The following is a 24,347-nucleotide window of genomic DNA, read 5'->3' on the forward strand; positions in this document are numbered from 1 at the left end:
CCCTTTATTTAAAAATAAGAATGGGGAGTTTGAAGGGTTCGTTTGAAATGGGCGAATCGCTTATACTCTCCGTGTGTATATAGTCGCAGTCCAGCACCTCGCCTTTCTGGTTCATCATGACGTTGAAAATGTAGTCATGGTAGACTGTTCGGTTAACATCCGGCCCGTTTATCTGCGTTTGCCGCCCTTTATGGACAGAGTATGTGCTGCAAAACGCATAGGTGCGCACACCGTCGGCATCATCCCTGTAAACATCCTGCGGTTCAGGCAGAAGGTTTATATCCAGATACTGGCTCTGACCGCAGGTTTTTGCATAATCTTCCACAACGGACGAGAAATACATGCGCGTGTGCATATTTTTGGGAAGCCACATCGTAACGCCAGTTCCGGTTTCAACATAGTTTTCATCCCAGCCGTCATACCCGTTGCCGTGTCGTCCGCAGCCCAGCAGCACCACAAATACGCCAACCAGTAATATATTCTTAAGCATCAGATTCTCCGTGCATCAGTAGGTACGCAAAAGTGTCGCGGCGCTATGGGGCGGGGCGGGCTGCATCAGCATCCTGCGCCGCCTTTGCGCGCTGCTCTGCAAGATAGGCAGATGTGCCCCTGATCCACGTGCAGGCAAGGATCTTTCCGTCCATATCCGTAAAAATATTGAATATGGTGCTGGCAGGCTTTTTGATTATTTCGTTGCGGAGGAAAAATCCGCGAGACTTTTCCCTTTCTTCAACATACGAGATCGAATAAGCCCACACCTGATTTTTTTTCTGCGGCAGGGTCTTGTGCGTCATGTTGGGGTGGGACAACTCGCTGATGTTTTTGTCATTGTACAGGTTGTACATGCACCGGCGCTCTTGTGCACGCGCCTCAAGCGGGTCAACCTTTTCTTCATCGCTGAGATCAGGAAGCCACCATTTGGCGGGCTTGCCTGTTTCTGGATCAAGTGTGGGCATGCGGGCCAACTGCGGCACTGGCGCGCCAGTTTTATGCGAATACGACTCAACACAGCCAGCGAGCAACACAAAAATAAATGCTAGTGGAATAATATACTTCATGAACTGCTCCAAAAAACTCAGTAGCGGTCAGTTTTCAGAATGACTGCTCTTCGATATTTGATATCTTGTCAATAGAAAAAATATCGCATCGTGCATTACATGAATAATTACAGGAAAATATCAGCTATACAAAAATTGTCGCATTGCGCAATGTGAAGTGTATCAAAAAGATATTGTTTGCTGGCAAGGTGGAGAAGCAATTCGATACATTCGGAGGAAAATCTGGCGTGGGGTTGGTGCAAAATGCCTGCAGGGCATTTTGGGAGGGGAGGGCTTGGGCATGCAGAAAAATCTGTGACATGTGGGAGTATCAATAAAATTATATAATTACAGCATCGTGGCAACAGCGATGCATTTAACGGCAGTGCGCAAGCATCAGAGTTATGGTCATATATAAAAATATTTACCTATAGCTTTTGCTTTTTTAGTCGATAAGACAGGTAACATCGTCTGAGCGCAGGGAGGCCATCATGAGTATATCATCTGTTGACTCCAGCTTGATGTCCCGCAATTTTGTGTCGGCGTCATCGGGTGAATCAAAATACGTTAAAGCCTCTCGGGTTGGAGCTCAGATCGAGCAAAGTGCCAGCATGAATCGCCAACAGGCCATTCTTGAAGCAGGCATGGCAGCGTGCGCTGCTGCCAAAACCCCAGCAGAGATGGCGCTCGCGGCTAAAAAGGCAGCCCGGCAAATGGGATTTGCAATGCAGGCGAGCGTTTCTGAAGAATCAAGGCGCAACCTCAAAGAAATCAAGAAACGTATTGAAGAAATGGCAAAAAAAGCAGCAGAGGGCAAAGATTCAGCAGATGGAAAGGACGCTGTAGGCCAGCCGCAACAACTGCCGCAGACGGATCAAAAATCTCAGGCAGTAGCACCTGCGGCCAGTGCGCCTGCTACGGAAGCTACCCCTGCGGCAGTTTCTCAGCCCAGCCTTTCAACGGCGCAGGTTCAACCTGCCCAGGTAGCCGTTGCCAGTGATAGCGCGGGTGCCAGAGCGGCACCGCAGGCGGCTGTGAATCCTTCTGTGAATGTCTACGTTTGATTTGCTTGCTTGTTTCGCCAGCGGTTGCCAGTATCATAGCCAATTTTACTGCCTATTTCTTGAGCGGTAGGCACGGGGGCTATTGGGGGCTATCCCGTTGCCGCAGGCATGGCGTTAAGCACGCTTGAATGGCATTCAAGAGGTAAGAGTTCAGTTCTCTTCAGCTCCACAAGATAGGTAATTCCCCCCCCCGATCATTGAAAAATGGTCGGGGGTTTTTGGCGTGGTGACGCACTGAAAAGGGCTGCTCATGGCTTTACATCTGCGCAACACGCGGCCCTGACAAAATATCTGCAGATGATAAACCATTACTCCCCAGCTGCGGGAAAACTTGGCATCAACACGGCATGTTTGTCACAAAGCTCCCCAATCACAATGGGCCAAAAAGCCCTGTAAGCCCCAGGATTAACCGCATCAGCAGAAAGAAATTCCTGAAAAAAGTTTTTTATATATTCATCAAAAAATGATTCACAATGGCTCAAAAGCGTACATGTTCACAGCTATAACTAGAAGAAAATACTAATTTTTGATTCAATAAAAACCATCATTTCCAAACCGAAAATGATTAAAAAACTTCTGAAATGTTTCAGTCTTACAAAAACTCCCGCCTCTGCTATATCTCCCCCAAACCCTTTAAGGAGGAAACATGGCAGGGAACAATTTCAACGCCAGAAACATGGGGCACGACGTTTCAGACCAGCCGCGTTTGAGCAACGGGCAATTCACCTTTAAAGGCGCAGCAACCGTGGCCACAACACCTTCCAACAGGCAACAGGCAGCGCTTGAGGCCCCCATGCCTGTTTCACAAACTGCTTCGCTGGAGGAGCGCATGTATCCAGCTAGCGTTGCTGACGTTGTGAAAAGACATGCCAACGGCGATCACACAGGTTTGCAACCATATTCAAGTGATCCCAATGCCGCAATCCCGTATTATCAAATGGGGGTTAGACCTCTTGGATCACGTTTTTTTTCAGGATGGTATGGCGAGAGAATACCAGGGGCTGACCTACACTTTGACCACATGCACTTCCTTGGCAACGACAGTAGCAACTTTGGGTTGACTTCTATTGGCGTATTCTCTGAACCCGCGCAGAGCTTGAATAAATATCAAGTAGAGCCCCCCAAGTATCGCAAAAAGTACATTGACAGAGCCAAGATAGAAGTTGACCGTAAATGGGAAGGGCTTCAATTAAAAGCAATTGATGTGCAAAACTATGGCCATCGGATGTACAACTTGGCAACGCACAACTGTCAGCACTACTTTGCATAAGCCCTTCAAAAAGCTCAAGAATACGCAACCAAGGAGAAACCTCTTGTGCTGCCCTGAAGCGCCGGAAAGATTGCCCACACTTGCAGACATGTAATGCATAGTAATTCCATACCCATATAAAATAGCACACAGAACATAAAGCAAAACGCCCCCGACTATCGCGGATAGTCGGGGGCGTTTTGCCTGACCAAGCCATCTGTAAACAAATATTCCATTGCCATATAAATGAGAGTTCCATAAATTGCAGGGCAAGTTGGCGGCCAACGGCACCACCCTTCAGCTTTTCCGCTGAGCAACAGGAGTAAAGCACTCTTTTTGCGCACCGTATGGCTTTGCGGCTTACACAAAAAACAGCATTGGAGAATTGCATGCCCGCTCCAGCAGACATACAAGCACAAAGGTCAACCTTCTTTCGGGCACATTGGTCTGTAATCGTTGCACTGATCATTGCATTTTTGGGCTGGTGGCTACTCATGCGGGAAACCACGTCTGCGGTGGTTATGGCCGCAGGCATGGCTGGAATGCTTGTTTGCATGCCGTTGTTTAAGCAGGAAAAGAATCCGTGGCTCTATGTTGGGGCGCTCGTTTTATGCTCCACAGGCACGCTTGTGGATGCAAAGCACCTCACTGACGCCATGGGGCTTGAATGGCTGCCACGGCGAACCGCTGCAATGATATCCCTTTCAGTGCAGGGATTTGTAGCCTCATTTGTATATTTGTTGCTGCATTTGTATATTTTTAGACTGAAAGGGCGGGCGGGGCTGCTTGCAAAAGTTCCCCCATGCATGTTGTTTATGATTGCGGCCTTGTACCCCGCAGCTGCACTATTCTGGCTGTTTCTTGCTGCCATCGGCCTTGCGCCGCTCTGCTAGATAAGGACGCAGCTCAAAATTTGCCCCTAAACGCTAGTGCTGCACTCTAGCGGCACAATCGACCTTGAAGCCTACAGGAGCACCACGCGCCCTCAAGCCCACGGTGCTGGTCATACAAAAGAAAGGCCGTCCTACGCGCCCTGCTGCCTCAAATCTGCTCAGACCGATCAGGTGAGCATCAACCGGGGGCTTGTGCCTTTTGAGCTTGATAACATCAGAAATAGCATGTTTTACCACATTTTTCTTGACGGGTAGGGGGAGAGGGACTTGGGGTAACTGAAGGAAATGAGAAGCAGGACGCCAGATGGACGCTTGAATGGCATTCAAGAGGTCAAGAGATCAATTCTCTTCAGCTCCACCAGATAGGAAACATGCCCCCCCGATCAGAAAGCCCCCGGTCATCGCATCTGACCGGGAGCTTCGTTAACACCTTCAGATTATGTATAATTAAATATTTTTATTGCCATACATAAACCCGTAACGTACGCATATCCAAGGGGGTTAGCCTGTTGTTGTCGGCAGCGTTTTCCGCCGGTTAGGGCAACATAAGCGGTTTTTCTCTGGTTTCGTATTTTTGAGCCTGTTGGAGAACTTCCGCAAAGTAGTGCTGGCAGTTGTGAACCACGGCGTCGTAAACCGGGGGGATGAAATTTTGGTTGAGCGCGGTGTCCCACTTATTTTTTTCTCTTTCTTGAGCGACATCGATCCTTGCCCTGTCTATGTATTCCTTGCGGTATTTGGGGGCTTCCACCTGATATTTTTTTAAGTCTTCAGCGGATTCAGAAAATTCGCCAGAACCGGTCAGGCCAAAATTGCGGCCCTCACTGCCCACAAAGTGCATGTGGTCATAGTGTAAGTTGAAGAGCGGAACTTTCGTCCCGTACATTTTTTTGCCTCTATCGCCAGGAAGTCTGAGTTCCCTCACCCCCATGCGATAGTAGGGAACAGCCGCATCCGGGTCTGGAGAATATTGCTGCAAGGTAGAGTGGTCGCCCTGAGCGTGCTTTTTTACTACGTCAGCAACGCTGGCCGGATACATGCGCTCCTCCAGCGGGGCATTTTGCGAAAAGGGCATGGGAGTCTCAAGCGCTGTTTGTTGCCTGTGGGAGGGTATGGTTGCTGCTGTTGCAGAACCTTTAAAGGTGAATTGCCCGTTGCTCAAACGCGGTTGATCTGAAACGTCGTGCCCCATGTTTCTGGTGCTGAAATTGTTCGCTGCCATGTTTCCTCCTTAAAAGGTTTGGAGGAGATATAGCAGATGAGGGCGTTTATGTAATACTGAAACGTTTCAGTCGTTTTTTTGTTCTTTTCAGTTTGGAATTAGGGGAAGTTGGTGAAGAAAAAAATAAAATTTTTCAGTTGGCTATGATTTCGTGCAGAGGCTGTGGCAAGGGCATAAATGATGAAATTTTTTGCAGATTTTGAAAAAAAATATTTTTATTTTTTTCTGCCCCAATTTGTACATGCTTGAGCAAAACACATAAACCTTTTTTAGGAATTATATGGCATTCCCAACAAAAGCGGAAATAGAAGCAAAATCTGTAGGGCTACTGCGAGAACACTGGCCTAGCATTATTATCTTGATTCTTACTTGGTATGGTTGGCTGGTAGATGACGACTATATGGGGCATGTGGTGCAGGCTGTTGGAGCGGCTGGCGTTATTGTGCTGCTGTCACTTTTTAAATTGCAAAAAAATATATGGATTTATATCTCAGGCATGTCTTTATGCTTCATAGGTGCTGCCGAAATAATAGACACTCACCATATCGCTAACATAATGGGCCTTGGATGGTTGTCCTCATGGTCTACCTTCATAATAACAATTGCAGTTCAGGGTTCTATTGCTTCGTTTATCTGCGTACTGCTCCTGTATATATTCTTCTTTAGGTCGCAGATTAGCGCCGCAATGCTGGTCAAGATCCCCATCTGTATGTTATTTCTGCTCGCGGCCCTGGGGCCAACATTTATGTCTTTCTGGATGCTTATGGCCCTTAGCGGTCTATTCGGGCCAGTATAGTCGCGCATTCTGCTCAAATTGCTTGTGGTTGTGCGCCGTGAATGAGTAGACGTAACGCAGAGGGTTTACATGACATTCCCAACAAGTGCGGAAATAAAAGTAAAATTGGGGGGGGCTTGGTGCGGGCGCACTGACCATCATCACTTTGATTTTTACAATTGTGGCGGGCTGGAAAGGCGGACTATATGGGCCTAGCTGTTAAGGCACAGGACGCTTGCCCCGTCTTTGGTGTAGAACCCAAACGCAAAAACCCCCGACCATTTTTCAATGATCGGGGGTTTTAATTACCTATCTGGTGGAGCTGAAGAGAATTGAACTCTTGACCTCTTGAATGCCATTCAAGCGCTCTCCCAACTGAGCTACAGCCCCACGGCGAAAAGCAGAATGACCAAAACTGGCCTAACTGTCAATACAATTTTGCATTTTTTTTACAGCGGCGGTTTTGGCGGCAATTCTGCCACGGTTTTCGGCGCTATTTAGGCTCCGCAGCCAGTTGCGCAAGCACCTTGCCGATGCTTTCCAGCGCGCCCTTGAGTACTTCGTCTCCCACAGCGTACGAGAAGCGGATGCACTTGTCGTCGCCAAAGGCCGCGCCCGGCACCACGGCCACGTGGGCCTTGTCGAGCAGCAGGGTGCAAAGGTCGGTGGAGTTGTTCACGCTGCCGCCATAGCACTTGGAAACGTCCAAAAAGAGGTAGAACGCGCCATCGGGCTTGGGGCAGATGGCAAAGGGCCAGCCCTCAATGATCTTCATGGCAAAATCGCGCCGCCGCACAAAGGCCTCGCGCATTTTGTCCACGCACTCCATGCTGCCGGTCAGGGCCGCAAGGCCCGCCTTCTGCGCGATGGAGCAGATATTCGAGGTGCTGTGACCCTGCATGGCCGATATCTTTTTGATCAGGGTCGGGTGCGCAGCCAAAAAGCCCACGCGCCAGCCTGTCATGGCATAGCTCTTCGAGAGGCCGTTGAGCACGGCCACCTGCTCGGGATACTTGGCAAACCAGCTGATGGCGCTGGTCATTTTGGCAGGGGCGAACACAAGCTGGTCGTAAATTTCATCAGAAAGCACAAACAGCCCGCGCTCAATGGCCCAATCCATAATGGCCGTAAACTCGGCCTCGGTGTAGACCGCGCCAGTGGGGTTGCTGGGCGAGTTCAGAATGAGCAGCTTGGTTTTATCCGTGGTGTGCGCCTCGAGCATGGCGGGCGTCACCTTGAAGCCCTGCTCCGGCCCGGCGAGCACAGGCACGGGGGTTGCGCCGGTCAGCATGACCATATCGGGGTAGCTGAGCCAGTACGGGGCAGGCACAAGCACCTCGTCGCCGGGGTTGAGCATGGCCTGCATGAAATTATAGAGGCAGTGCTTGCCGCCCGCGCCGATAACAATGGATTCCATCGGCACCGGGACGCCGTAGTTTCTTTCAAAATACGCACCCGCGGCCTTGCGGAGTTCGGGAATGCCCGGCACGGCTGTGTAGCGGCAAAAATTGTCGTCAATAGCCGCTTTGGCAGCCTCGCAAACGTGTTTGGGCGTGGGAAAGTCCGGCTCGCCCACGGCAAGGCTGATTACGGAAATGCCCTGAGCCTTAAGCTCGAGGGCGCGGCTGTTGACACTGAGTGTCAGAGAAGGTTTGATACTGCTCAGACGGTCTGAAATCTGCATAAGGAGGCTCCTTGGCGTATGCAACGCACCCGCAATCGGCAGGCGTACTCACAACTGGCTGTTTCTAGCAGCTTCATATCGGGGTGTAAATGAGCTCTGAACCCAAAAATGCAGCACATACAGCCGCTGCCGATACCTCCCAGCCCTCCTGCGGAGGATTGCCGGACTCTGCCAGCACTGCCCCGCTGCTGCCCTTGCCGCCCCACTGCATTGTGGCCGCCTTTGTGGCACGCCGCAAACGTTTCAGCGTGCTGTTGCAGCACCAGGGCGCAGACCTGTGGGTGCACAGCAACAATTCCGGCAGCATGCTGGGTCTGTGCCTGCCGGGTGCGCCGGTGCTGGCATCCCCGGCAAGCAATCCTGAGCGCAAGCTCAAATACACGCAGGAATGCGTGTGGCTGGCACGCAGGGCCGTACCTGAACTGGTTGAGAACGCCCACGAATCTGGAGCACATGAATCAGGCACACACTCCCCTGCCAGCGGCTTCTGGGTGGGCGTAAACACAAGCACCCCCAATCGCATGCTTGAGGCGGCCTTTCATGCGCGCCGCCTGCCCTTTGCCCAAGGCTACACCACCATTGTGCGCGAGGCCAAACGCGGGCAAAGCAGACTGGACGGCCTGCTCACGGCCCCCGATCTGCCGCCCCTGTGGGTGGAGTGCAAAAACGTCACGATGGTGGAAGACAACGCCGCTTGCTTCCCCGATGCCGCCAGTGAACGCGGGCAAAAGCATCTGCGCGAACTTATGGACATTGTGGCCTGCGGCGAACGCGCAGCCATGTTCTATCTGGTGCAACGTCCGGATGGAGAATGCTTTGCTCCGGCAGATTTCATTGATCCAGCCTATGCCGCCCTGTTTTACGAAGCGCTCTCCGCAGGGGTGGAGATGTATCCCTTCCGCGCCTTGGTCAGCCCTGCGGGCATAGACCTTGGCCCCATGCTGCCCGTGCGCCCGCAGCGTCTGTAATGTTCGCAGTGCCCGTAGTTTCCGAAGCTTGGGCAGATTCCATGCCCTTGGCGCAAGGTTTTGGTGGTTAGGAACAGTTTATTCAAACAATTATTTCAATAATAACAGAATAATAAATTAATTGCGCACAATTTGAGCGCCCGCATTTAGGGCATGAATTTTTGGCAGCGACAGAATGGAGGGGAGCCTTCATCCTGCCGCTGCCCTTTTTTGAGCGCCGCAAGGCAATGGGCGTGCCCCGCAAGCAGGAGATGGAGTTCCTGCCTAACGTTGCAGGGCTGCCCATACTTGAAATGTTCAAAACAAACATAAAAATTACAGTTAGTTATTCTAGTTTTGAACAATATCTACGCCCATTTTTTGCTCTTGCGCACAATGCCGACATTCTGACCGATAGCGGAACCGGGGTTCACCCGTGCGCCCGCAGGGGCAGATTATGCACAAATCAGCATTCATATTAATAGTGTATTTTAAACATGTTACGCAATTTGCGAACATTATCGCCAGAGTCTAACGCACACAAGGCAACACAAGAAACGCAGTCATATGCGAAGAAGCGCGAGAGGGAAGATACAGCCCCAGGCGGGGTTGCTCTCTGGGCGGAAGACGCGCGCAAAAAAGCCGCCCCGAAGGACGGCCTAGAAAAAAGTACACGTGTCGTCTGAAAAAGCCTGCGGCTACAGGTAGCCCTCCAGACGCAACAGAGCTTCCTTGATCGGCAATCCGCCGCCGTAGCCAACCATTTTGCCGTCCGCGCCGATAACACGGTGGCAGGGAATGAATATGGCAATGGGGTTGCGATTGTTGGCAAGGCCTACCGCCCGGTATCCCTTGGGGCAATTGGCGGCTTCGGCTACCTGCCTGTAGCTGCGGGTCTGCCCGTAAGGTATCGTTTGCAGGGCATCCCACACGCCGCGCTGAAAGTCCGTGCCCTCCGGGGCAAGGGGCAAATCAAAATCGCGGCGCTTCCCGGTCAGATATTCATCAAGCTGCTTGAAGGCTTCCTTCAGCAGTGGCGTTTCCTGTTCCTTGGTATTTTTCAATGCTTCAAAGGGGGCCGTGGGGCCAAGATCGAGCCGAATTACGCTCCCTCCGCGCTCCACAATACGCACGGTGCCGATGAGCGGCACTTCACGCGTCAGCGCATGCGCTGCATGGGGAGGTTCAGTTTTTTGTTTGCTGTTCATGCCTTCTTTTCCTTCTTCACGGTTACGGGTTTGAGGGAATAGGCAAAAATCGCGCCCACAATGGAAAGCGCCGCCAGCGACTGAAAGGTGGCTGGCATGCCATAGTTGTCTGCAATCCAGCCGAGCAGCGGGGCCACCACGCCGCCAAGGCTGGTTGCCAGGCCAAGGGTAATGCCCGAGGCAAAGCCGATGTTCTTGGCAAGATACTGCTGGCCCAGCACAACCTGCGCGCTGAAGGGCGCGTACAGCACAAATCCCAGCAGCGGCAGCAAGGCCCATGCCGCGTACAGGTTGTTGCTCAGGCTGAATGCCGCCACCACAGGCGGCAACAGGGCGAATACCGCACGGATGACGGCGCGGTAGCCAAATCTGTCAGAAAGCATCCCGCCGAAAAAGTTGCTGATAACACCGCATACGCTGAAAAAAGTCAGGGCCACTGCGCCCGTTGCCGTGGACTGCCCGAAAGCGCTGACCCAGTAGAGCGGAATAAAGGTGTTAAAGCCCACAAATGTGATGGAACGGGTAACGATGGAGACCGTCAGCTTAGAAAATTCGCGCCAGTTGTTCTCGCCGGGGGTTTCCCCCTCCGCCCCGAGTGCTGGCCCGGTTTTGCCGCCTGCCGCTGCGCCCACTTTTTTGGTAGCGCCCATGCGGGCGATGGACCACACCAGAATGCTTGCCGTTATCACGGCCAGTATGGCGAAAACCGTTGTTCCCGTCAGGCCAAAGGCCCCAAGGCAGGCGGTTGCCAGCAGCGGCCCCAGCACAAAGCCTCCATTGCCGCCAATGGAAAACAGGCTCATGCCCGTGCCCTTGTTCTGCCCCGACACCGCATTGGCAAAACGCGCCCCTTCCGGGTGGAACAGGGCCGCGCCAATGCCGCTCAGGCCGATAGCCGCAAAAATCCCCCAGTAGCCGGGCATCCAGCCAATGGCCGCGAGGCCGCAACCTGCCAGCAGTACGCCCACGGGGATGAACCAGGGTTTGGAAAACCTGTCTGAAAGCAGGCCAAACAGCGGCTGGATCATGGACGACAGGCAGGAGTATGCAAACATCAGCCCGCCCGTGGCCTGATAGCTCAAATCAAAAGCCGACCGCAAAAACGGCAGTATGGCGGGCAAGGCTCCGCCGTTAATATCGCACGACAAATGCCCTAACGACACGAGGAGTATTTTCTTTTTGTCCATTGCGGCACGCTACACCAATGTTGTTCCAAATCCAAGTAACGCGCACCAGTTCACAAGCGCGGGGACTGTACTGCGTTCCCGGCGGTTGACGCGCTGCACTGGCTCGCTTAAGCAGAGGGAGGCCATGAAAACGACACTTTTCCCCACACACGCGGGGCATGCCGCACCTCGCCCGGCTGTAACAACAGTCAGGGCCGCATCTACCAAGGATTACTCGACCTGCGCCGATATCTGGCTGGCGGCCTCTCTGGCAGGGCATGACTTTGTGTCTGCCGCGTTCTGGCGCGGACAACGGGCGGTTATGGCGGAGCACTACCTACCTTCATCTCAGGTTTTATTGCTTACCGCCGATGGAGAGCCCGCCGCGTTTGCCGCAACCCTGCCGGATGACAACAGCACGTATCTGGCGGGATTGTTCGTGCTGCCCCGCTGGTGGGGCAAGGGCCTTGGGCGGCAACTGCTGGAACTGGTGCAGGAACAGGTGCTGGCTGAACTTCCCGATCAAAAGCACGCCTGCCTCCGCTGTACCGTGTATGAAAAAAACCGCCGCGCCCTGGCGTTCTATACCCATATGGGATTTGCCCCCGCCGGACGCAGTATCTGCCCGCATACCAACGAACCGCAGACGGATATGCTCTGGACTGCGGTGCACACTGTTCACGACAAAGCGGCTGCAATCTGCCGTTCCTAGGCAAACCGCGCCGCAGGAGCCACCATGAGCAACCATTCTTCGTCATCAGCCAGTTCCAGCGCAACCTCCCTGCCCAAGGTGGCCCTTATTGCCACGGGCGGCACCATTGCGGGCGTTGCCCCCACGCCGCTTGAGCAGATCAGCTATCAGGCGGGGGTGCTCACCGTTGACAGCATGCTCGAAACCCTGCCCGGCATTGAGGGCGTGGCCCGCATCACCAGCGTGCAGTGCGGTAACCTGCCCAGCGAAAACATCACCCCCGAACACTGGGCCATGCTGGGCGAGCAGTGCGCCAAGGCTCTGGACGACCCAGAAATCTGCGGCGTAGTGCTGACCCACGGCACAGACACGCTGGAAGAATCGGCCTTCTATCTGCACCTCACCCTTGCCAGCCCCAAGCCCGTTGTGCTGACCGGCTCCATGCGCCCCTCCACCTCGCTGAGCGCGGACGGCCCCATCAACATACGCGATGCCGTGGCCGTGGCGGCCTGCCCCCAGGCGCAGGCGCGCGGCGCGCTGCTGGTCATGAACAGCCGGGTGCTCTCGGCCCGCACGGCTGTAAAAGTCGCCACGCTTGATGTGGAAGCCTTCCGCGCGCTGGAATCGGGCTGCCTTGGCCGTGTTATCAACGGCGAACCCCAGTTTTACTACGGCGGGGAGGAAGATCCCGCTCTGGCCGGAACCTTTGCCGAACTTGCAGGCCGTAAAAAGCTGCCGCGCGTGGATGTGATCTACGGTTGCGCGGGCATGCCTGTTGATCTTGTGCGCTATTCCATGGAGCACAGCGCGGGCATAGTGCTGGCTGGCATGGGCAACGGCTCCATGCCCGATGCCGTGCGCCATGAGCTGCGGCAGGCCATTGCCGGGGGCATCCCCGTTATCCGGTGCAGCCGTACCGGTTCCGGCCCTGTAACGCCCCTTGATGAATACGAGGGCTTTGTGCCCGGCGGCATGCTTTCGCCCGCTAAGGCCCGCGTGCTGCTCATGCTGGCGCTGGAACAGCAAAAGGACGCCGATCCGGCACAGCGCATGCTTTCGGTGCGCGAAGTGTTTGCCCTTGGGGCCAAACTGTAGGCAGCAGTGCCCTTTGGGCTTGCCTGCGGCGCAAAAAAACCGCAGTGTGTGGTTTATTTTCTTTTCAAGCCCATGACCCCAATGGAATCAGGAGAGCTTCATGTCGTACCGCTTTATTCCCCAGCTCACCGATGAGGATATCCGCCAGAAACAGCTTGAAGGTCTGCGCTACACCGTGCGTCAGGCCTGGAATTCGCCCCAGTACAGGGCAAAGCTGGAAGCCTGCGGCCTGAAGCCGGACGACATTACAAGCCTGGACGACCTGCGCCGTCTGCCCACCTGCGACGTGGAAGACCTGCGCGAGGGCTATCCCCTGCCGCTCCTGTGCGTGCCGCCGCGTGACGTGGCGCGCATCCATGCCTCCAGCGGCACCACTGGCAAACGCAAAATTCTGGCCTACACCCAGCGCGATATTGATACGTTCAGCCTCCAGATTGCCCGCTGCTTTGAACTGGCGGGCTTCACCCCCGAAGACCGCATGCAGCTTGCCGTGGGCTACGGACTGTGGACGGCGGGCGCGGGCTTTCAGGCGGGCAGCGAACGCCTTGGCATGCTCACCGTGCCGGTGGGGCCGGGCAATCTTGAAATGCACTTGCAGCTTTTGCAGGATCTGGGGGCCACGGGCTTTACGGCCACGGCATCCATGGCCCTGCTGCTGGCGGAAGAAGTGGAACGCGCCGATCTGCGCGGCAAGATCAAGCTCAAGCGCATGGTCTGCGGTTCAGAAACCCGCAGTGAAAAGATGCGCCTCGCCATTGAAAGCAAGCTCGGCCTTGAGGGCTGTTACGACATCGGCGGTATGACCGAAATGTACGGCCCCGGCACGGCCATCGACTGCGACGCCCACGAAGGCCTGCACTACTGGGCCGACCTCTTCATCATTGAAGTGCTCGACCCCGCCACCATGCAGCCAGTTGCCGAGGGCGAAGTGGGCGAAATGGTCGTGACCAGCCTGTGCAAGGAGGCCGTGCCCCTGCTGCGCTACCGCACTCACGATCTTTCGCGCCTGCTGCCGGGTCAATGCTCGTGCGGCCTTGCCATGCCGCGCCATGACCGCATCCTCGGGCGCTCGGACGACATGATCATTTACCGTGGCGTGAACATCTACCCCGGTCAGCTCATGGAAGTCATCGGCCAGTTTGCGGAACTTGGCGGTGAGTACCAGGTGGAACTCACCCGTGACGATCGCTCCCTCGACCATCTGGCCCTCATTGTGGAACGCGGACAGGGCCAGACCGAAGGCAACGATGCCGCCCTGGCCCATGAGCTTGAAACCCGCCTGCACAAGGCCATCATGGCCCGCGTTTCCGTGAACGTGGCGGACTACGCCAGCCTGCCGCGTACCTTCAGCAAATCCAAACGCGTGGTGGACAAGCGCTAGGCCGTGGCAAAACATATTGATTACACTGGCGCGGGGTTTTTGCCCTGCGCCTTTATCATGGGCTTTACCGCCGCATGCCTGCTGGCCTTTTGCCTCTTGGCTCCCGCTGCGTCCGCGAGAGAGATAGCAGAAGTGGACAGCCCCGCATGGTGCGCCAGACACGCCAACACATCAAAATATCAGGGAAAGGATCAGGGTCAGGCGCAAGCCGAATGTCTGCGGCTTGAAGCTGCCTGCCGCGCTGCCCTGCCCGACCTTGCCCCAGCTGCCAGTTGCCCCGACAGGCAGCTTGACCGCTGCGTGGCGCAACAGCGCGATGGCGGATCATGGTGCGCCATCCTGTGCTGCTTTGACCCTGATGAGGCATCCTGCCGGGGGGCTGCGGCCAGCATGCCCGCCTTTCTCTCAACGCCCGAACGCTAGGTCAAAATATCAGGCTAAAGTCGCCGCCTCAGTGTGTTAGCCCCCAGTGCCAGCTCAGAACGTTGGGCCCGAAATCTAGTCCCTTGCCCGACGGCGGATTCCTGCATTGCCGCGCGGGCGCTCCGCTCCGGCAAATTATCGCAAGTTCCCTTGCCGCATAGACCTTTGCCCCTTTTTGGCATAGGATTTTATACGAGCGCGCCCCTGTTCTACGCGCCAGAACCGCCGACACTGGAGCGCGTATGCCCCTTGCCGCCTTACCCGCATCTGTTATCTCACTTGCAGGCTATCTTATGCTTGCAGGGGGATCGTTTGCGCTGGTGAGGCCCGGTCTGGGCCTGCTCATTGTGCCAGTGCCGCTTCTGGCAATTCCCCTGCATTTTCTTGCGCGCCGTATCGGCGATTTTGCTGGTGTGGCGCATTCCCGCTGGCAAATGCGCACCTTCGGTCTTTTTCTGCTGCTGTTTCTTGGTCTTGTGGGCATTTTTTTCATTCTTGGCGCAATTTGCACTGACGGCCCGGCTCTGGACAGGCTGGAACTCATCGGCAATGCCTACAATTCCGGCAATGTTGATCTGTATGCCTCGCTGGTGGGGCTGTGGGAAATCAAGGAATTGCAGGTTTTTACCCTGAGCGCCTCGGTGTGGGCGGGGCTGGCGCTGCTGTGGCCCCTAAAACGGGCATTTCAGGGCATGCTGGCGCTGGCTGCGGGCATTGCGCCCAAGGCCTTACCCCTCTGGGGCTGCTGGCTGGCCTTTGCGGCCGCTATTGCGGCGCAGGGCGGCATGCTGGCATGGCTGGTGACCCGCCAGGCTTGAGACACAAACATACTCAAGCGCACTGAACCCGACAAAAGGCCTGAAAACCTGCGAGACACGGCGCCTCCCACACTCCCCATTTTCCCGCACAAAAATGCAAGAAGCCGCACAAACCGGGCGCGCTGTCCCGGCTTATGCGGCTCCCACAACAAATATGCGGTGCAGGCAAACGCCCGCTACTGCTTCCTGGGTTCCTTGATCAGGTCATCGGCGGCTTCGCGCGCATGGCGCACCAGAATGGCGCGCGCACCGGCAATCTGGCCCAAACCCTTGAGGTTGGTCTCCACCTTGAAACCTGCGGCCTTGAGCTTCGAGGCCCAGGAATCGTCTTCATCCCCGGCCAGATCGTTGTGCGCATGGTCGCCAGCCACCAGCATGAGCGGCTCGATAACCACGTTCTTGACCTTGGCGGCCTTGAGTTCCGCCAGCAGGTCATCCACGCTGCGCGCTCCCTCAACGGTTGCCATAAACACGCGCTTATCCACATCGTGGAACACGGCGCGCGTACCTTCAAACGTCAGATCCGCGCGGCCATGACTCTGGCCGTGCCCCATGAGCACCAGGGCTGCGTCCTTACCACGCAGGGACTTGACGTCTTCCCTGATGGCCTGAATGAGTTCCTGCGCGTCTTTTTTCGATTCCAGCATGGGGCGGCCAAGAAACACTGAGTCAAAGCGGCCCGGATTTTTTTGCAGATCGATAAGCACGGCACGCTCAAGCGCGCTGAACTCCTCGCCCGCCATGACGTGCAGCGACTGTACGCGCACGACCTTGACGCCGTCCTTGGCAAGCTGGGCGAGGCCGTCGCTGATACCGCCCACGGGATGCCCCTCGGCGGCTATTTTTTTGCGGATAATCTGCGAGGTATAGGCCCACACCACAGGCTGACCGGGAAATGCGGCCTTGAACTCCGCATCCACGGCCTTCATTGAAGCCAGGGCTTCGGGCACACTGGTGCCAAAGGCCACCAGCAGCACTCCGGCCTTGGGGCTTTCCGCGCCGGATTCAGCGGCAGGGGCAACCACAGGTGCGCCCATGACGGCGCACAACAAAAAAATGGGCAAAAGAGTACGAGTGAAAAAATGCAGAATGGAATGCGGCGTAGTACGCAGCATGGCAACCTCCTCAATGGCGCGTTGACGGGTTAAGTTGGATGAAATGCCGGAGGATATTCGGACTTGAGGGCATGGGGGCCTCGCGCCCCTTGCCTAGACTTCGCCTTCGCCGCTCGCGCGACTGGCTGTAGCGCCCCGCCATGTGGCGGAACGATGAAGCTTCGTTCCCTCTTACCGCAGCGCGACTGTTTCCGATTTTAACGGAATTCCCCGCCGACTTTTTAAAAACAATTCATGCGGCAATAAAAGTCAAGTGGGCATACCCTGCAAGCCCCGTCAGACAGGCCATTGCAAGGTATGCCCCGCGCGGGCTGCCGCGCCTGGGCCATCCGGAGCGGCGCAGAATCCCGATTTTTCGGCGGCTAAAGCCGATTTGGCGCGTATTTTTTCTTGTTCTTCTGATGAAATCCTGATAATAAAGCACCTCCCTGTTATGGGGAAATTATGTTTGGAGGCTGGACATATGGCAGGTTTGGAAACCGGGCACGACAACGAAATCAATTTCGAAAGCGCCCTTGAAAACTACCTCAATCCCGATTTCGGCGATCTTGAGGAAGGCTCTATCACGAAGGGCGAAATCGTCCGCGTGGATGATGACAATGTGCTTGTTGACGTGAACTTCAAGTCCGAAGGGCAGATTCCCGCGGCAGAATTCCGCGACCCCGCCGGCAACATTTCCGTCAAAGTGGGCGATCGTGTTGACGTTTACGTTGTTCGCAAGAACGAAAACGACGGCACCATCACTCTTTCTTTCGAGAAAGCCAAGCGCATGCAGGTGTTCGACCAGCTCGAAGACGTGCAGGAAAACAACCGGGTCATCAAGGGCCACATTGTCCGCCGCATCAAGGGTGGCTACACCGTGGACATCGGCGGTGTGGAAGCGTTTTTGCCCGGTTCACATGTGGATCTGCGCCCCGTGCCGGATATGGATGCCCTGGTCAACCAGGAATTCGAATTCCGCGTGCTCAAGATCAACCGCCGCCGCAGCAACGTTATCGTTTCTCGCCGCGTGCTGCTTGAAGAGGAGCGCGATTCCAAACGCCAGGATCTGCTGCGCACCCTTGAAGAAAACCAGATCGTTACCGGTAAGGCCAAGAACATCACCGAATACGGCGTGTTTGTTGACCTCGGCGGCCTCGACGGCCTGCTGCACATCACCGACATGAGCTGGAAGCGCATTCGCCATCCCAAGGAAATGATCACCATCGGTCAGGAACTGACCCTGAAGGTGCTTTCCTTTGATCGCGACAACAACAAAGTTTCCCTCGGCCTCAAGCAGCTCGTGCCCGATCCGTGGCAGGACATCTCCGCCCGCTTCCCCGAAGGGGCCAAGTGCAGCGGCAAGGTCACCAACCTGGTTGACTACGGCGCATTTGTGGAACTGGAACCCGGCGTTGAAGGCCTGGTGCACATTTCCGAAATGTCCTGGACCCGCAAGCTGCGTCATCCTTCCCAGATGGTTCACACCGGCGACGAAGTCGAAGTGGTCATCCTGGGCGTGGACGGCGACAAGAAGCGCATCAGCCTCGGCATGAAGCAGGTTCGCCCCAATCCCTGGGAACTGGTTGCTGAAAAGTACCCTGAAGGCACCGTCCTTGAAGGCGTCATCAAGAACATCACCGAATTCGGCATGTTCATTGGCATCGAAGACGGCATCGACGGCCTTATCCACGTTTCCGACATTTCCTGGACCAAGAAAGTGCGTCACCCCAATGAGCTGTACAAGGTGGGCGACACCGTGCAGGCCAAGGTGCTGACCGTGGATCAGGAAAACGAAAAGTTCACCCTCGGCGTGAAGCAGCTGGTGGACGATCCGTGGGGCCATGTGCCCAACACCTACCCCGTGGGCTGCACCATCAAGGGTATTGTGACCAACATCACCGACTTCGGCCTCTTTGTTGAAGTGGAAGAAGGTATCGAAGGCCTGGTGCACGTGTCCGAACTTTCCAGCAAGAAGGTGAAGACCCCCGCCGAGATCTACAAGGAAGGCCAGGAAATCCAGGCCAAGGTTATCCATGTCAGCGCTGAAGAGCGCCGTCTGGGCCTGTCCATCAAGCAGATCAAGGACGAGGAAGAACGCCGCAAGCCCAAGGAATTCCATTCCGGCTCGCAAGAAGCCGGTCAGAGCCTGGGCGACCTGCTCAAGCAGAAGTTTGAAGAAAGCGAAAACAGCTAGTCTGTTTCTGCTTCAAAATACAAAAGGGCGTTCCCGCAAGGGAGCGCCCTTTCTTGTTGCCTGCCAGCAACAAACAGCGAGGGGTGGTTGAGTTGGTAATGTGCCAGCGATGCACCCGTGATATCTAGGCAGGGCTGACTCCTTGCCCCAGAGGTGGACGTGCGCCGCGTTCAGCAAAGGCTGCCTCTCGCAATAGTCCGCTGCCATAATCACCGGCGAGTCTGCCAGCCTGCAACCTTCTGATCAAGCCAGCTTGAGCAGTGCAGCACCACCGACAACCAACAGCACAGAAAATCCGCGCAAGGGCGTAAAACGCTCGTGCAGCAGCCACATGGCCAGCAGCATGCCAAAGATCACCGAAGTCTCGCGCAGGGCCGCCACAACAGCGATAGGTGCCAGGGTCATAGCCCAGAGGGCAATGCCGTATGAACCCATGCTTGCCAACCCGCCAAACGTACCTACAGCAATCCGCTTACGGGCATAGCGCACGTAGCTCCAGCCATGCCGCCACAGGATGTAAACATGCACGGGGAGCGCGTTGATCAAAAAAATCCAGGTGGTGTAGGTCGCTGCGTTGCCGCTTTCGCGCGCACCAAGACCGTCCGCCAGCGTGTACCCCATGATGATGCATGAGGTGCGCAACGAGATAAAAACTTCGCTCCACCCATAGCCACGGCGCATATTATCGGTGGCAAGGCACAGAATCCCCGCGCACAACGTAAGCACGCCGCACCATGCGCCCACAGACATGTTCACGCCAAAGGCCAGCAGGGCCAGCGAGGTGAGCAAAGGCGCGCATCCGCGCATTACGGTGTAGGCAAAAGACATGTCTACCCGCTCATACGCGGCAGAAATGCAGATGTAATACCCGAGGTGGCACAGGCACGACATGCCAAGATAAGGCCACGCGGCCTGCGGCAGAGGCGGCAAAAAAGGCAACAGGCACAGCGCGCCCACGCAGGCGCCAAAGGCGTTCAAACCGGTTTCAAACAGCTTGTTCTCACCGCTTTTGACAATAATATTCCAAAGCGCGTGCAGAAATGCGGCAAAGAGGATGGCGAGCAATATTGATGGGGACATGGGCCTTGCTACCTTTTTGCCGGGAGAATGCCAAGACCAGGCCGCTTGGTCCACCCAAAAAAGAGGGGCAATACTGTGAAGGCGCACGCCCATGCCGCGCCACATACATTGCGATAATGCGCCCTCAATCGCCAACGTGATTCCGTAAAACTCCTCGTGCAGGCATTGTTGCGTGCTATCATGGGCAGAACTGCGGCAGGCAATCGTTCCCGCCGCACTGGCCCGGTGTTTCGCCAGCGGTGCTGTGCGGGGGATGTTCTGCAAATATAACACGCAAGAGCCGTTATCCCTTTTGACTGCAAGAGCAAAAATCAATACGATCAAAATTCACAGCCGCCGCGCAGGTTCCGCACTCTTGCACGGCGCAATTTTTTTATCCTGCCCCAAACCAATCCCTCATGCGGAAGCAAACATGCAGAAAGTTCTCATCGTTGAAGACAGCCGGACAACAGCGCGCTTTATGGCGCACAATCTCAAGGAACAATTGGGGCTTTCCTACGAATGCGCTGAGGATCGCCAGCAGGCATTGAAACTGCTGGAGGACAATCCCTCGCAGTACTTTCTCGCCCTTTGCGACCTCAACCTGCCCGACGCTCCCAACGGCGAGATTGTCCCTGCCATCCTTGCCCGGCACATCCCTGTGGTGGTGGTCAGCGCCCATTTTGACGAAGACATCTATAAGCGCCTGATGTTGCAGGGCGTTACCGATTATATCGTCAAGCGCACCCCCGATGACATGATGTACCTCATGCGTGTGGTGAGCCGCCTGCGCGCCAATAGCGGCGTTGAAGCCCTGATTGTGGACGATTCCAACCTCTGGTGCATGCAGGTATCCGAGTTGCTGCGGCGCCAGCGCATCACCGCTTACACGGCAGGCAATGGCCTGGAAGCCTTGCAGATTCTCAAGGAGCACCCTGGCATACGCATTGTGCTGGCTGACCACTACATGCCCGGCATGGACGGCATCAAGCTCACCGCCGCCATCCGCAAAACCCACACCATGGACGAGCTGTCCATTATTGTCATTTCTGTGGGTACGGACGCGGGAGCACAATTTCTGCGGTCAGGGGCCAACGATTACGTATTCAAAACATCCTCCTTTGAGGAACTTTTGTGCCGTATTTCCATGAATCTTGACATTCAGGATCTTATCCGTAAAAACCGCGCCCTTGCAGAGCGTGATGCCCTCACCAACCTGCTGGTGCGCCGTCAGTTTTTCTCTGAAGCGCAAGAGGCTGTGGCCGAGGCAAGAAAAGAACGTCGGGCCATGGCCGCCGCCATGATTGATGTGGATTATTTTAAACAGGTCAATGACCGTTACGGGCACCTGGCGGGCGATATTGCCCTGCGGCAGCTTGGCGGCATGCTGCGCGACGAGTTTCCGGAGCCATACATTTGCGGACGTTACGGCGGCGAAGAATTTTGCGTGGTCGCGCCGAGAATGGATAAAAACGACTTCGCCCGAAGGCTTGAAAATTTTCGCACTTCCGTTAGTTCAAAACCAGTGCAGATCGGTGCGCTCAGCATAGCCATTTCTGTTTCCATCGGCATGGCCGAACAAAAGGCCAGCGACCTCGAATCGCTCATCAATGCGGCCGATGCCCAGCTTTACACAGCCAAACGGGAAGGGCGCGACCGCTTTATCTGGCAAGCATAAGCCAGCGCTGGCGCGACACCATACTGAAACTCTCTTTGTTCAAAGGAACATCCATGCACTGCCAGAACCTTCTGTTCGATCCCGCCCGCATTCCTTCGCCCTGTTTTGTTCTGGACGAAGCGCAGCTTCTGGCCAATGCCGCCACTCTGGGCGCAGTTCAGGAACGCACCGGGGCCAAGATTCTTCTTGCGCTCAAGGGTTACGCAGCCTGGGCAACCTTTCCGCTCCTTTCGCGCACCAAGGGGCACGGCCCCTTGTGGGGAGCCTGCGCAAGTTCTGTGGACGAAGCGCGGCTGGCGCGGGAGGACTTTGGGGGCGAGGTGCATGCCTTTGCCGCTGCATGGAACCGGCGCGAGATGGCCGAGCTGCTTACCCTTGTGGATCACCTGGTATTCAACTCCATTGCCCAGTGGCGCGAATTCGCACCCGCAGTGACCATGCAGAACAAGAGCCGCTGCCCGGACCGCCAGATTCAGTGCGGCCTGCGCATCAACCCAGAGCATTCCGAGGGCGCAGCCGCCATCTACAACCCCTGCTCACCAGGCTCGCGTCTGGGTATCAGACCCAAAGACTTTGACCCTGCGGCCCTGGAGGGCATTTCCGGGCTTCATTTCCATACCCTGTGCGAACAGGGGGCAGATGCCCTTGAGCGCACCCTGAGGGCCGTTGAACACCATTTTGGACAATGGTTGCCGCAATGCCGCTGGATCAACTTTGGCGGCGGGCACCACATCACCAAGCCCGGCTATGATCTTGATCTGCTCTGCCGCTGCCTGACCGACTGGCGCGACCGCTACAACGCGCAGATATACCTTGAGCCAGGCGAGGCTGTGGCTCTGGACGCAGGCTGGCTTGTGGCAACAGTGCTGGACGTGGTGCAGGCCGACATGCCTGTGGCCATTCTTGATATCGGCGTTCCCTGCCACATGCCCGATGTCATTGAAATGCCCTACCGTCCGCGTGTGCGCTACGAATCAGCACATGTGGCAGAACTGGCAGGCGAGGCCGGAGAACAGGCCTGGACATGCCGCCTTGCCGGAAAATCTTGTCTGGCGGGCGATGTGGCCGGTGAATACTCTTTCAACGCGCCTCTTGTGCCCGGCCAGCGGCTTGTGTTTGAAGACATGGCCATCTACAGCATGGTCAAAACCACCACATTCAACGGTCTGCGCTTGCCATCCATCGGCATTTGCGAAGCTGATGCATCGGGCGACACGCGCTTTCGCATGTTGCGGGAATTTGGCTACCAGGATTTTAGAACGCGGCTTTCATAAGCGGACAGAACTGTCCACGAATCATTCTCTGTTGGAAAGCAGAAAGGCCCGGATTGTTGATCCGGGCCTTTCATTTGTACTTCCCTGTGGGGGGGAGGACAGTGGAAAATCTGGAGGCATGCTCTCATGCCATAGCTGAATTACACGCCTTTGGCAGAGCAATGTCAAAAGAAACATTAATCCCGTATCAGGAGGCCGGAGCCTGCGCCGGGGAAAGAGCGGAGCCTTCTCTCGGCTGGACTGCACTGCTGCCAGCAGGCTGGGGAGCATCCTGCGCGGGATGCGCGGCAGTGCCCGGCAATGCGGCTTGCCCGGCCATCTCAGGGCTTGGGCTTTCCTCCAGTTGCCAAGGGGTGCTGCTGCGCGCCAGAGGGATATCAGCCGAACCGGCAGGGAAGCTGTGCGGCGGCAGTTCTTCTGACTGATGCACACCTTCAACCTGATGCCGGGCGACCATGGAAGGCTCATCCATGCCGGGTGCGCCGCGCTTGACGCGCGTCATGAGCAGGCCGGGTTCGGGATCCATAAGCCCCTCAAGATAGTCGGTCACGGTCACAAAACGCTGACAACCGCCAGCGCGCAGATCACGGATGATGCGCGGCAGGTCGTCCACAGTGCGCTTGTGCGAATCGTGGAACAAAAAGATACCGCGTAGGGTACCCGGCGCGTAGACCGTGCCCCTGTTGTTGCGCAGGGTGGCGTAATTGTCTGGCAGGCGCTGCCAGTCGCGGCTGTCCATGGACCAGAGCATGAGGGAAAGCCCAAGACCGGCCGCAACTTTTTCAGTAGCGGCGTCATACGAGCCATAGGGCGGGCGCATGAACTGGGGCGAGGCCCCAAGGTTGCGCAATATGGTATCTGTGCGGCGCAGTTCTTCTTCTTTGCGAGCAAGGCTGACTACGCGCAGATTGGGGTGCGAATAGGAGTGGTTGCCCACTTCATGACCCTCGGCAATGACGCGCTTTACTATGTCGGGATGGCGCTCGGCCTGGTTGCCCAACATGAAAAACGTGGCGGGGATGCCGTATTCTCCCAGCATGTCCAGCAGATGCGGCGTGTTTATCGACGGGCCGTCATCAAAGGTAAGGGCGCACAGGTTCTCCCGCATGGGTTGATCCATGATGACGTTGCCTTCCACCACACGCGCCTGCGCCGACTGGGCAGCAAGCCCAACTGCAAAAAAGCAGGCCGCCAGGCATATCTGCTTGAAAAAAAATCTCATTTTTCTTGTGCCTCAACAGCGAATTGCCCAAAACAGAAAACCGCCTCCACGGCGGCGCGTCCACTGTGCTGCTTTTGCGCCGGAAGCGCGAAAACAGCGGCGTTCAGCGATCTGTAATGTGCTAAGGGAGGTCTAGCACTCCCCAAGAAGCACCGCAACACAAGCAAAAG

The 24,347-nt window shown here is 55.9% G+C and carries 22 protein-coding genes, 2 tRNA genes and 1 riboswitch; of the genes, 14 read left to right on the top strand and 10 right to left on the bottom strand.

What is annotated here, in order from left to right:
• Positions 1-4 precede the first annotated feature (4 nt).
• Together RDK48_RS02965 and RDK48_RS02970 are read right to left on the bottom strand one after the other, a co-directional pair.
• Entirely contained in the window at positions 5-490 is a 486-nt protein-coding gene (locus RDK48_RS02965) for a hypothetical protein (protein WP_298998246.1), read from the bottom strand.
• Positions 491-533: 43 nt separating this feature from the next.
• Positions 534-1,058 carry a hypothetical protein gene (locus RDK48_RS02970; RefSeq protein ID WP_298998243.1) on the bottom strand — a complete coding sequence of 175 codons (525 nt, stop codon included), beginning with the start codon at positions 1,056-1,058 and terminating at the stop codon, positions 534-536.
• Positions 1,059-1,528: 470 nt separating this feature from the next.
• Between RDK48_RS02970 and RDK48_RS02975 the strand changes: the two genes are divergently transcribed.
• From RDK48_RS02975 to RDK48_RS02990, 4 genes are all read left to right on the top strand, one after another.
• A complete protein-coding gene (locus tag RDK48_RS02975) occupies positions 1,529-2,101 on the top strand; it encodes a hypothetical protein (RefSeq protein ID WP_298998240.1) in 573 nt (190 codons plus the stop codon).
• Between the two features lie 75 nt (positions 2,102-2,176).
• A tRNA-Ala gene (locus RDK48_RS02980) sits at positions 2,177-2,270 on the top strand.
• A gap of 477 nt (positions 2,271-2,747) precedes the next feature.
• Positions 2,748-3,371 (top strand): hypothetical protein, encoded by a 624-nt coding sequence (locus RDK48_RS02985; RefSeq protein ID WP_298997990.1) that lies wholly within the window; start codon positions 2,748-2,750, stop codon positions 3,369-3,371.
• Between the two features lie 326 nt (positions 3,372-3,697).
• The gene (locus tag RDK48_RS02990) at positions 3,698-4,243 is read left to right on the top strand and encodes a hypothetical protein (protein WP_298997989.1); all 546 of its coding nucleotides are present in this window, start codon (positions 3,698-3,700) and stop codon (positions 4,241-4,243) included.
• 535 nt (positions 4,244-4,778) lie between these two features.
• On the opposite strand, the gene RDK48_RS02995 is transcribed toward RDK48_RS02990, so the two are convergent.
• On the bottom strand, positions 4,779-5,282 hold the full coding sequence (locus RDK48_RS02995) for a hypothetical protein (protein WP_308587793.1): 504 nt from the start codon (positions 5,280-5,282) through the stop codon (positions 4,779-4,781).
• A 463-nt stretch (positions 5,283-5,745) separates the two neighbouring features.
• Here RDK48_RS02995 and RDK48_RS03000 point away from each other — a divergent pair, with 463 nt between their 5' ends.
• A complete protein-coding gene (locus RDK48_RS03000) occupies positions 5,746-6,261 on the top strand; it encodes a hypothetical protein (protein WP_298997987.1) in 516 nt (171 codons plus the stop codon).
• Between the two features lie 293 nt (positions 6,262-6,554).
• Here RDK48_RS03000 and RDK48_RS03005 read toward each other — a convergent pair.
• Both RDK48_RS03005 and RDK48_RS03010 read right to left on the bottom strand, forming a co-directional pair.
• Positions 6,555-6,630: transfer RNA gene (locus tag RDK48_RS03005), tRNA-Ala, on the bottom strand.
• Positions 6,631-6,733: 103 nt separating this feature from the next.
• Positions 6,734-7,924: a pyridoxal phosphate-dependent aminotransferase gene (locus RDK48_RS03010; RefSeq protein ID WP_298997986.1), complete on the bottom strand. Its 1,191-nt coding sequence runs from the start codon at positions 7,922-7,924 to the stop codon at positions 6,734-6,736.
• An 89-nt stretch (positions 7,925-8,013) separates the two neighbouring features.
• Between RDK48_RS03010 and sfsA the strand changes: the two genes are divergently transcribed.
• On the top strand, positions 8,014-8,892 hold the full coding sequence (gene sfsA, locus RDK48_RS03015; RefSeq protein ID WP_298997985.1) for a DNA/RNA nuclease SfsA: 879 nt from the start codon (positions 8,014-8,016) through the stop codon (positions 8,890-8,892).
• Positions 8,893-9,569: 677 nt separating this feature from the next.
• On the opposite strand, the gene RDK48_RS03020 is transcribed toward sfsA, so the two are convergent.
• Together RDK48_RS03020 and RDK48_RS03025 are read right to left on the bottom strand one after the other, a co-directional pair.
• On the bottom strand, positions 9,570-10,079 hold the full coding sequence (locus tag RDK48_RS03020) for a methylated-DNA--[protein]-cysteine S-methyltransferase (protein ID WP_298997983.1): 510 nt from the start codon (positions 10,077-10,079) through the stop codon (positions 9,570-9,572).
• Positions 10,076-11,266, bottom strand: a complete 1,191-nt coding sequence (locus tag RDK48_RS03025) for an MFS transporter (protein ID WP_298997982.1) — start codon at positions 11,264-11,266, stop codon at positions 10,076-10,078. Before RDK48_RS03025 ends, RDK48_RS03020 begins: the two co-directional genes overlap by 4 nt.
• A gap of 124 nt (positions 11,267-11,390) precedes the next feature.
• On the opposite strand from RDK48_RS03025, the gene RDK48_RS03030 reads away from it, so the two are divergent.
• From RDK48_RS03030 to RDK48_RS03050, 5 genes are all read left to right on the top strand, one after another.
• Positions 11,391-11,957 (top strand): GNAT family N-acetyltransferase, encoded by a 567-nt coding sequence (locus RDK48_RS03030; protein WP_298997980.1) that lies wholly within the window; start codon positions 11,391-11,393, stop codon positions 11,955-11,957.
• Positions 11,958-11,981: 24 nt separating this feature from the next.
• Entirely contained in the window at positions 11,982-13,031 is a 1,050-nt protein-coding gene (locus tag RDK48_RS03035; protein WP_298997978.1) for an asparaginase, read from the top strand.
• Between the two features lie 100 nt (positions 13,032-13,131).
• Entirely contained in the window at positions 13,132-14,412 is a 1,281-nt protein-coding gene (locus RDK48_RS03040; protein WP_298997977.1) for a phenylacetate--CoA ligase family protein, read from the top strand.
• A 3-nt stretch (positions 14,413-14,415) separates the two neighbouring features.
• Positions 14,416-14,835, top strand: coding sequence for a hypothetical protein (locus tag RDK48_RS03045; protein WP_298997976.1), 420 nt, complete (start codon positions 14,416-14,418; stop codon positions 14,833-14,835).
• A gap of 242 nt (positions 14,836-15,077) precedes the next feature.
• Positions 15,078-15,653 carry a hypothetical protein gene (locus RDK48_RS03050; protein ID WP_298997975.1) on the top strand — a complete coding sequence of 192 codons (576 nt, stop codon included), beginning with the start codon at positions 15,078-15,080 and terminating at the stop codon, positions 15,651-15,653.
• A 176-nt stretch (positions 15,654-15,829) separates the two neighbouring features.
• Here the strand turns inward: RDK48_RS03050 and RDK48_RS03055 are convergent, their stop codons facing one another.
• Positions 15,830-16,768, bottom strand: coding sequence for a sirohydrochlorin cobaltochelatase (locus tag RDK48_RS03055; protein ID WP_298997973.1), 939 nt, complete (start codon positions 16,766-16,768; stop codon positions 15,830-15,832).
• A 30-nt stretch (positions 16,769-16,798) separates the two neighbouring features.
• A riboswitch (cobalamin riboswitch) is annotated at positions 16,799-17,021 on the bottom strand.
• A 210-nt stretch (positions 17,022-17,231) separates the two neighbouring features.
• Here RDK48_RS03055 and RDK48_RS03060 point away from each other — a divergent pair.
• Positions 17,232-18,944 (top strand): 30S ribosomal protein S1, encoded by a 1,713-nt coding sequence (locus RDK48_RS03060; RefSeq protein ID WP_298997972.1) that lies wholly within the window; start codon positions 17,232-17,234, stop codon positions 18,942-18,944.
• Positions 18,945-19,187: 243 nt separating this feature from the next.
• Here the strand turns inward: RDK48_RS03060 and RDK48_RS03065 are convergent, their stop codons facing one another.
• A complete protein-coding gene (locus tag RDK48_RS03065) occupies positions 19,188-20,024 on the bottom strand; it encodes a DMT family transporter (RefSeq protein ID WP_298997971.1) in 837 nt (278 codons plus the stop codon).
• A gap of 412 nt (positions 20,025-20,436) precedes the next feature.
• Here RDK48_RS03065 and RDK48_RS03070 point away from each other — a divergent pair, with 412 nt between their 5' ends.
• Positions 20,437-21,681, top strand: a complete 1,245-nt coding sequence (locus tag RDK48_RS03070; protein WP_298997970.1) for a response regulator — start codon at positions 20,437-20,439, stop codon at positions 21,679-21,681.
• 53 nt (positions 21,682-21,734) lie between these two features.
• Positions 21,735-22,955, top strand: coding sequence for a carboxynorspermidine decarboxylase (nspC, locus tag RDK48_RS03075; RefSeq protein ID WP_298997967.1), 1,221 nt, complete (start codon positions 21,735-21,737; stop codon positions 22,953-22,955).
• Between the two features lie 187 nt (positions 22,956-23,142).
• Here nspC and RDK48_RS03080 read toward each other — a convergent pair whose 3' ends face one another.
• Entirely contained in the window at positions 23,143-24,177 is a 1,035-nt protein-coding gene (locus RDK48_RS03080; protein WP_298997965.1) for a polysaccharide deacetylase family protein, read from the bottom strand.
• Positions 24,178-24,347: the final 170 nt, after the last annotated feature.

The organism is uncultured Desulfovibrio sp., from assembly GCF_902477725.1.
Classification (GTDB): Bacteria; Desulfobacterota; Desulfovibrionia; order Desulfovibrionales; family Desulfovibrionaceae; genus Desulfovibrio.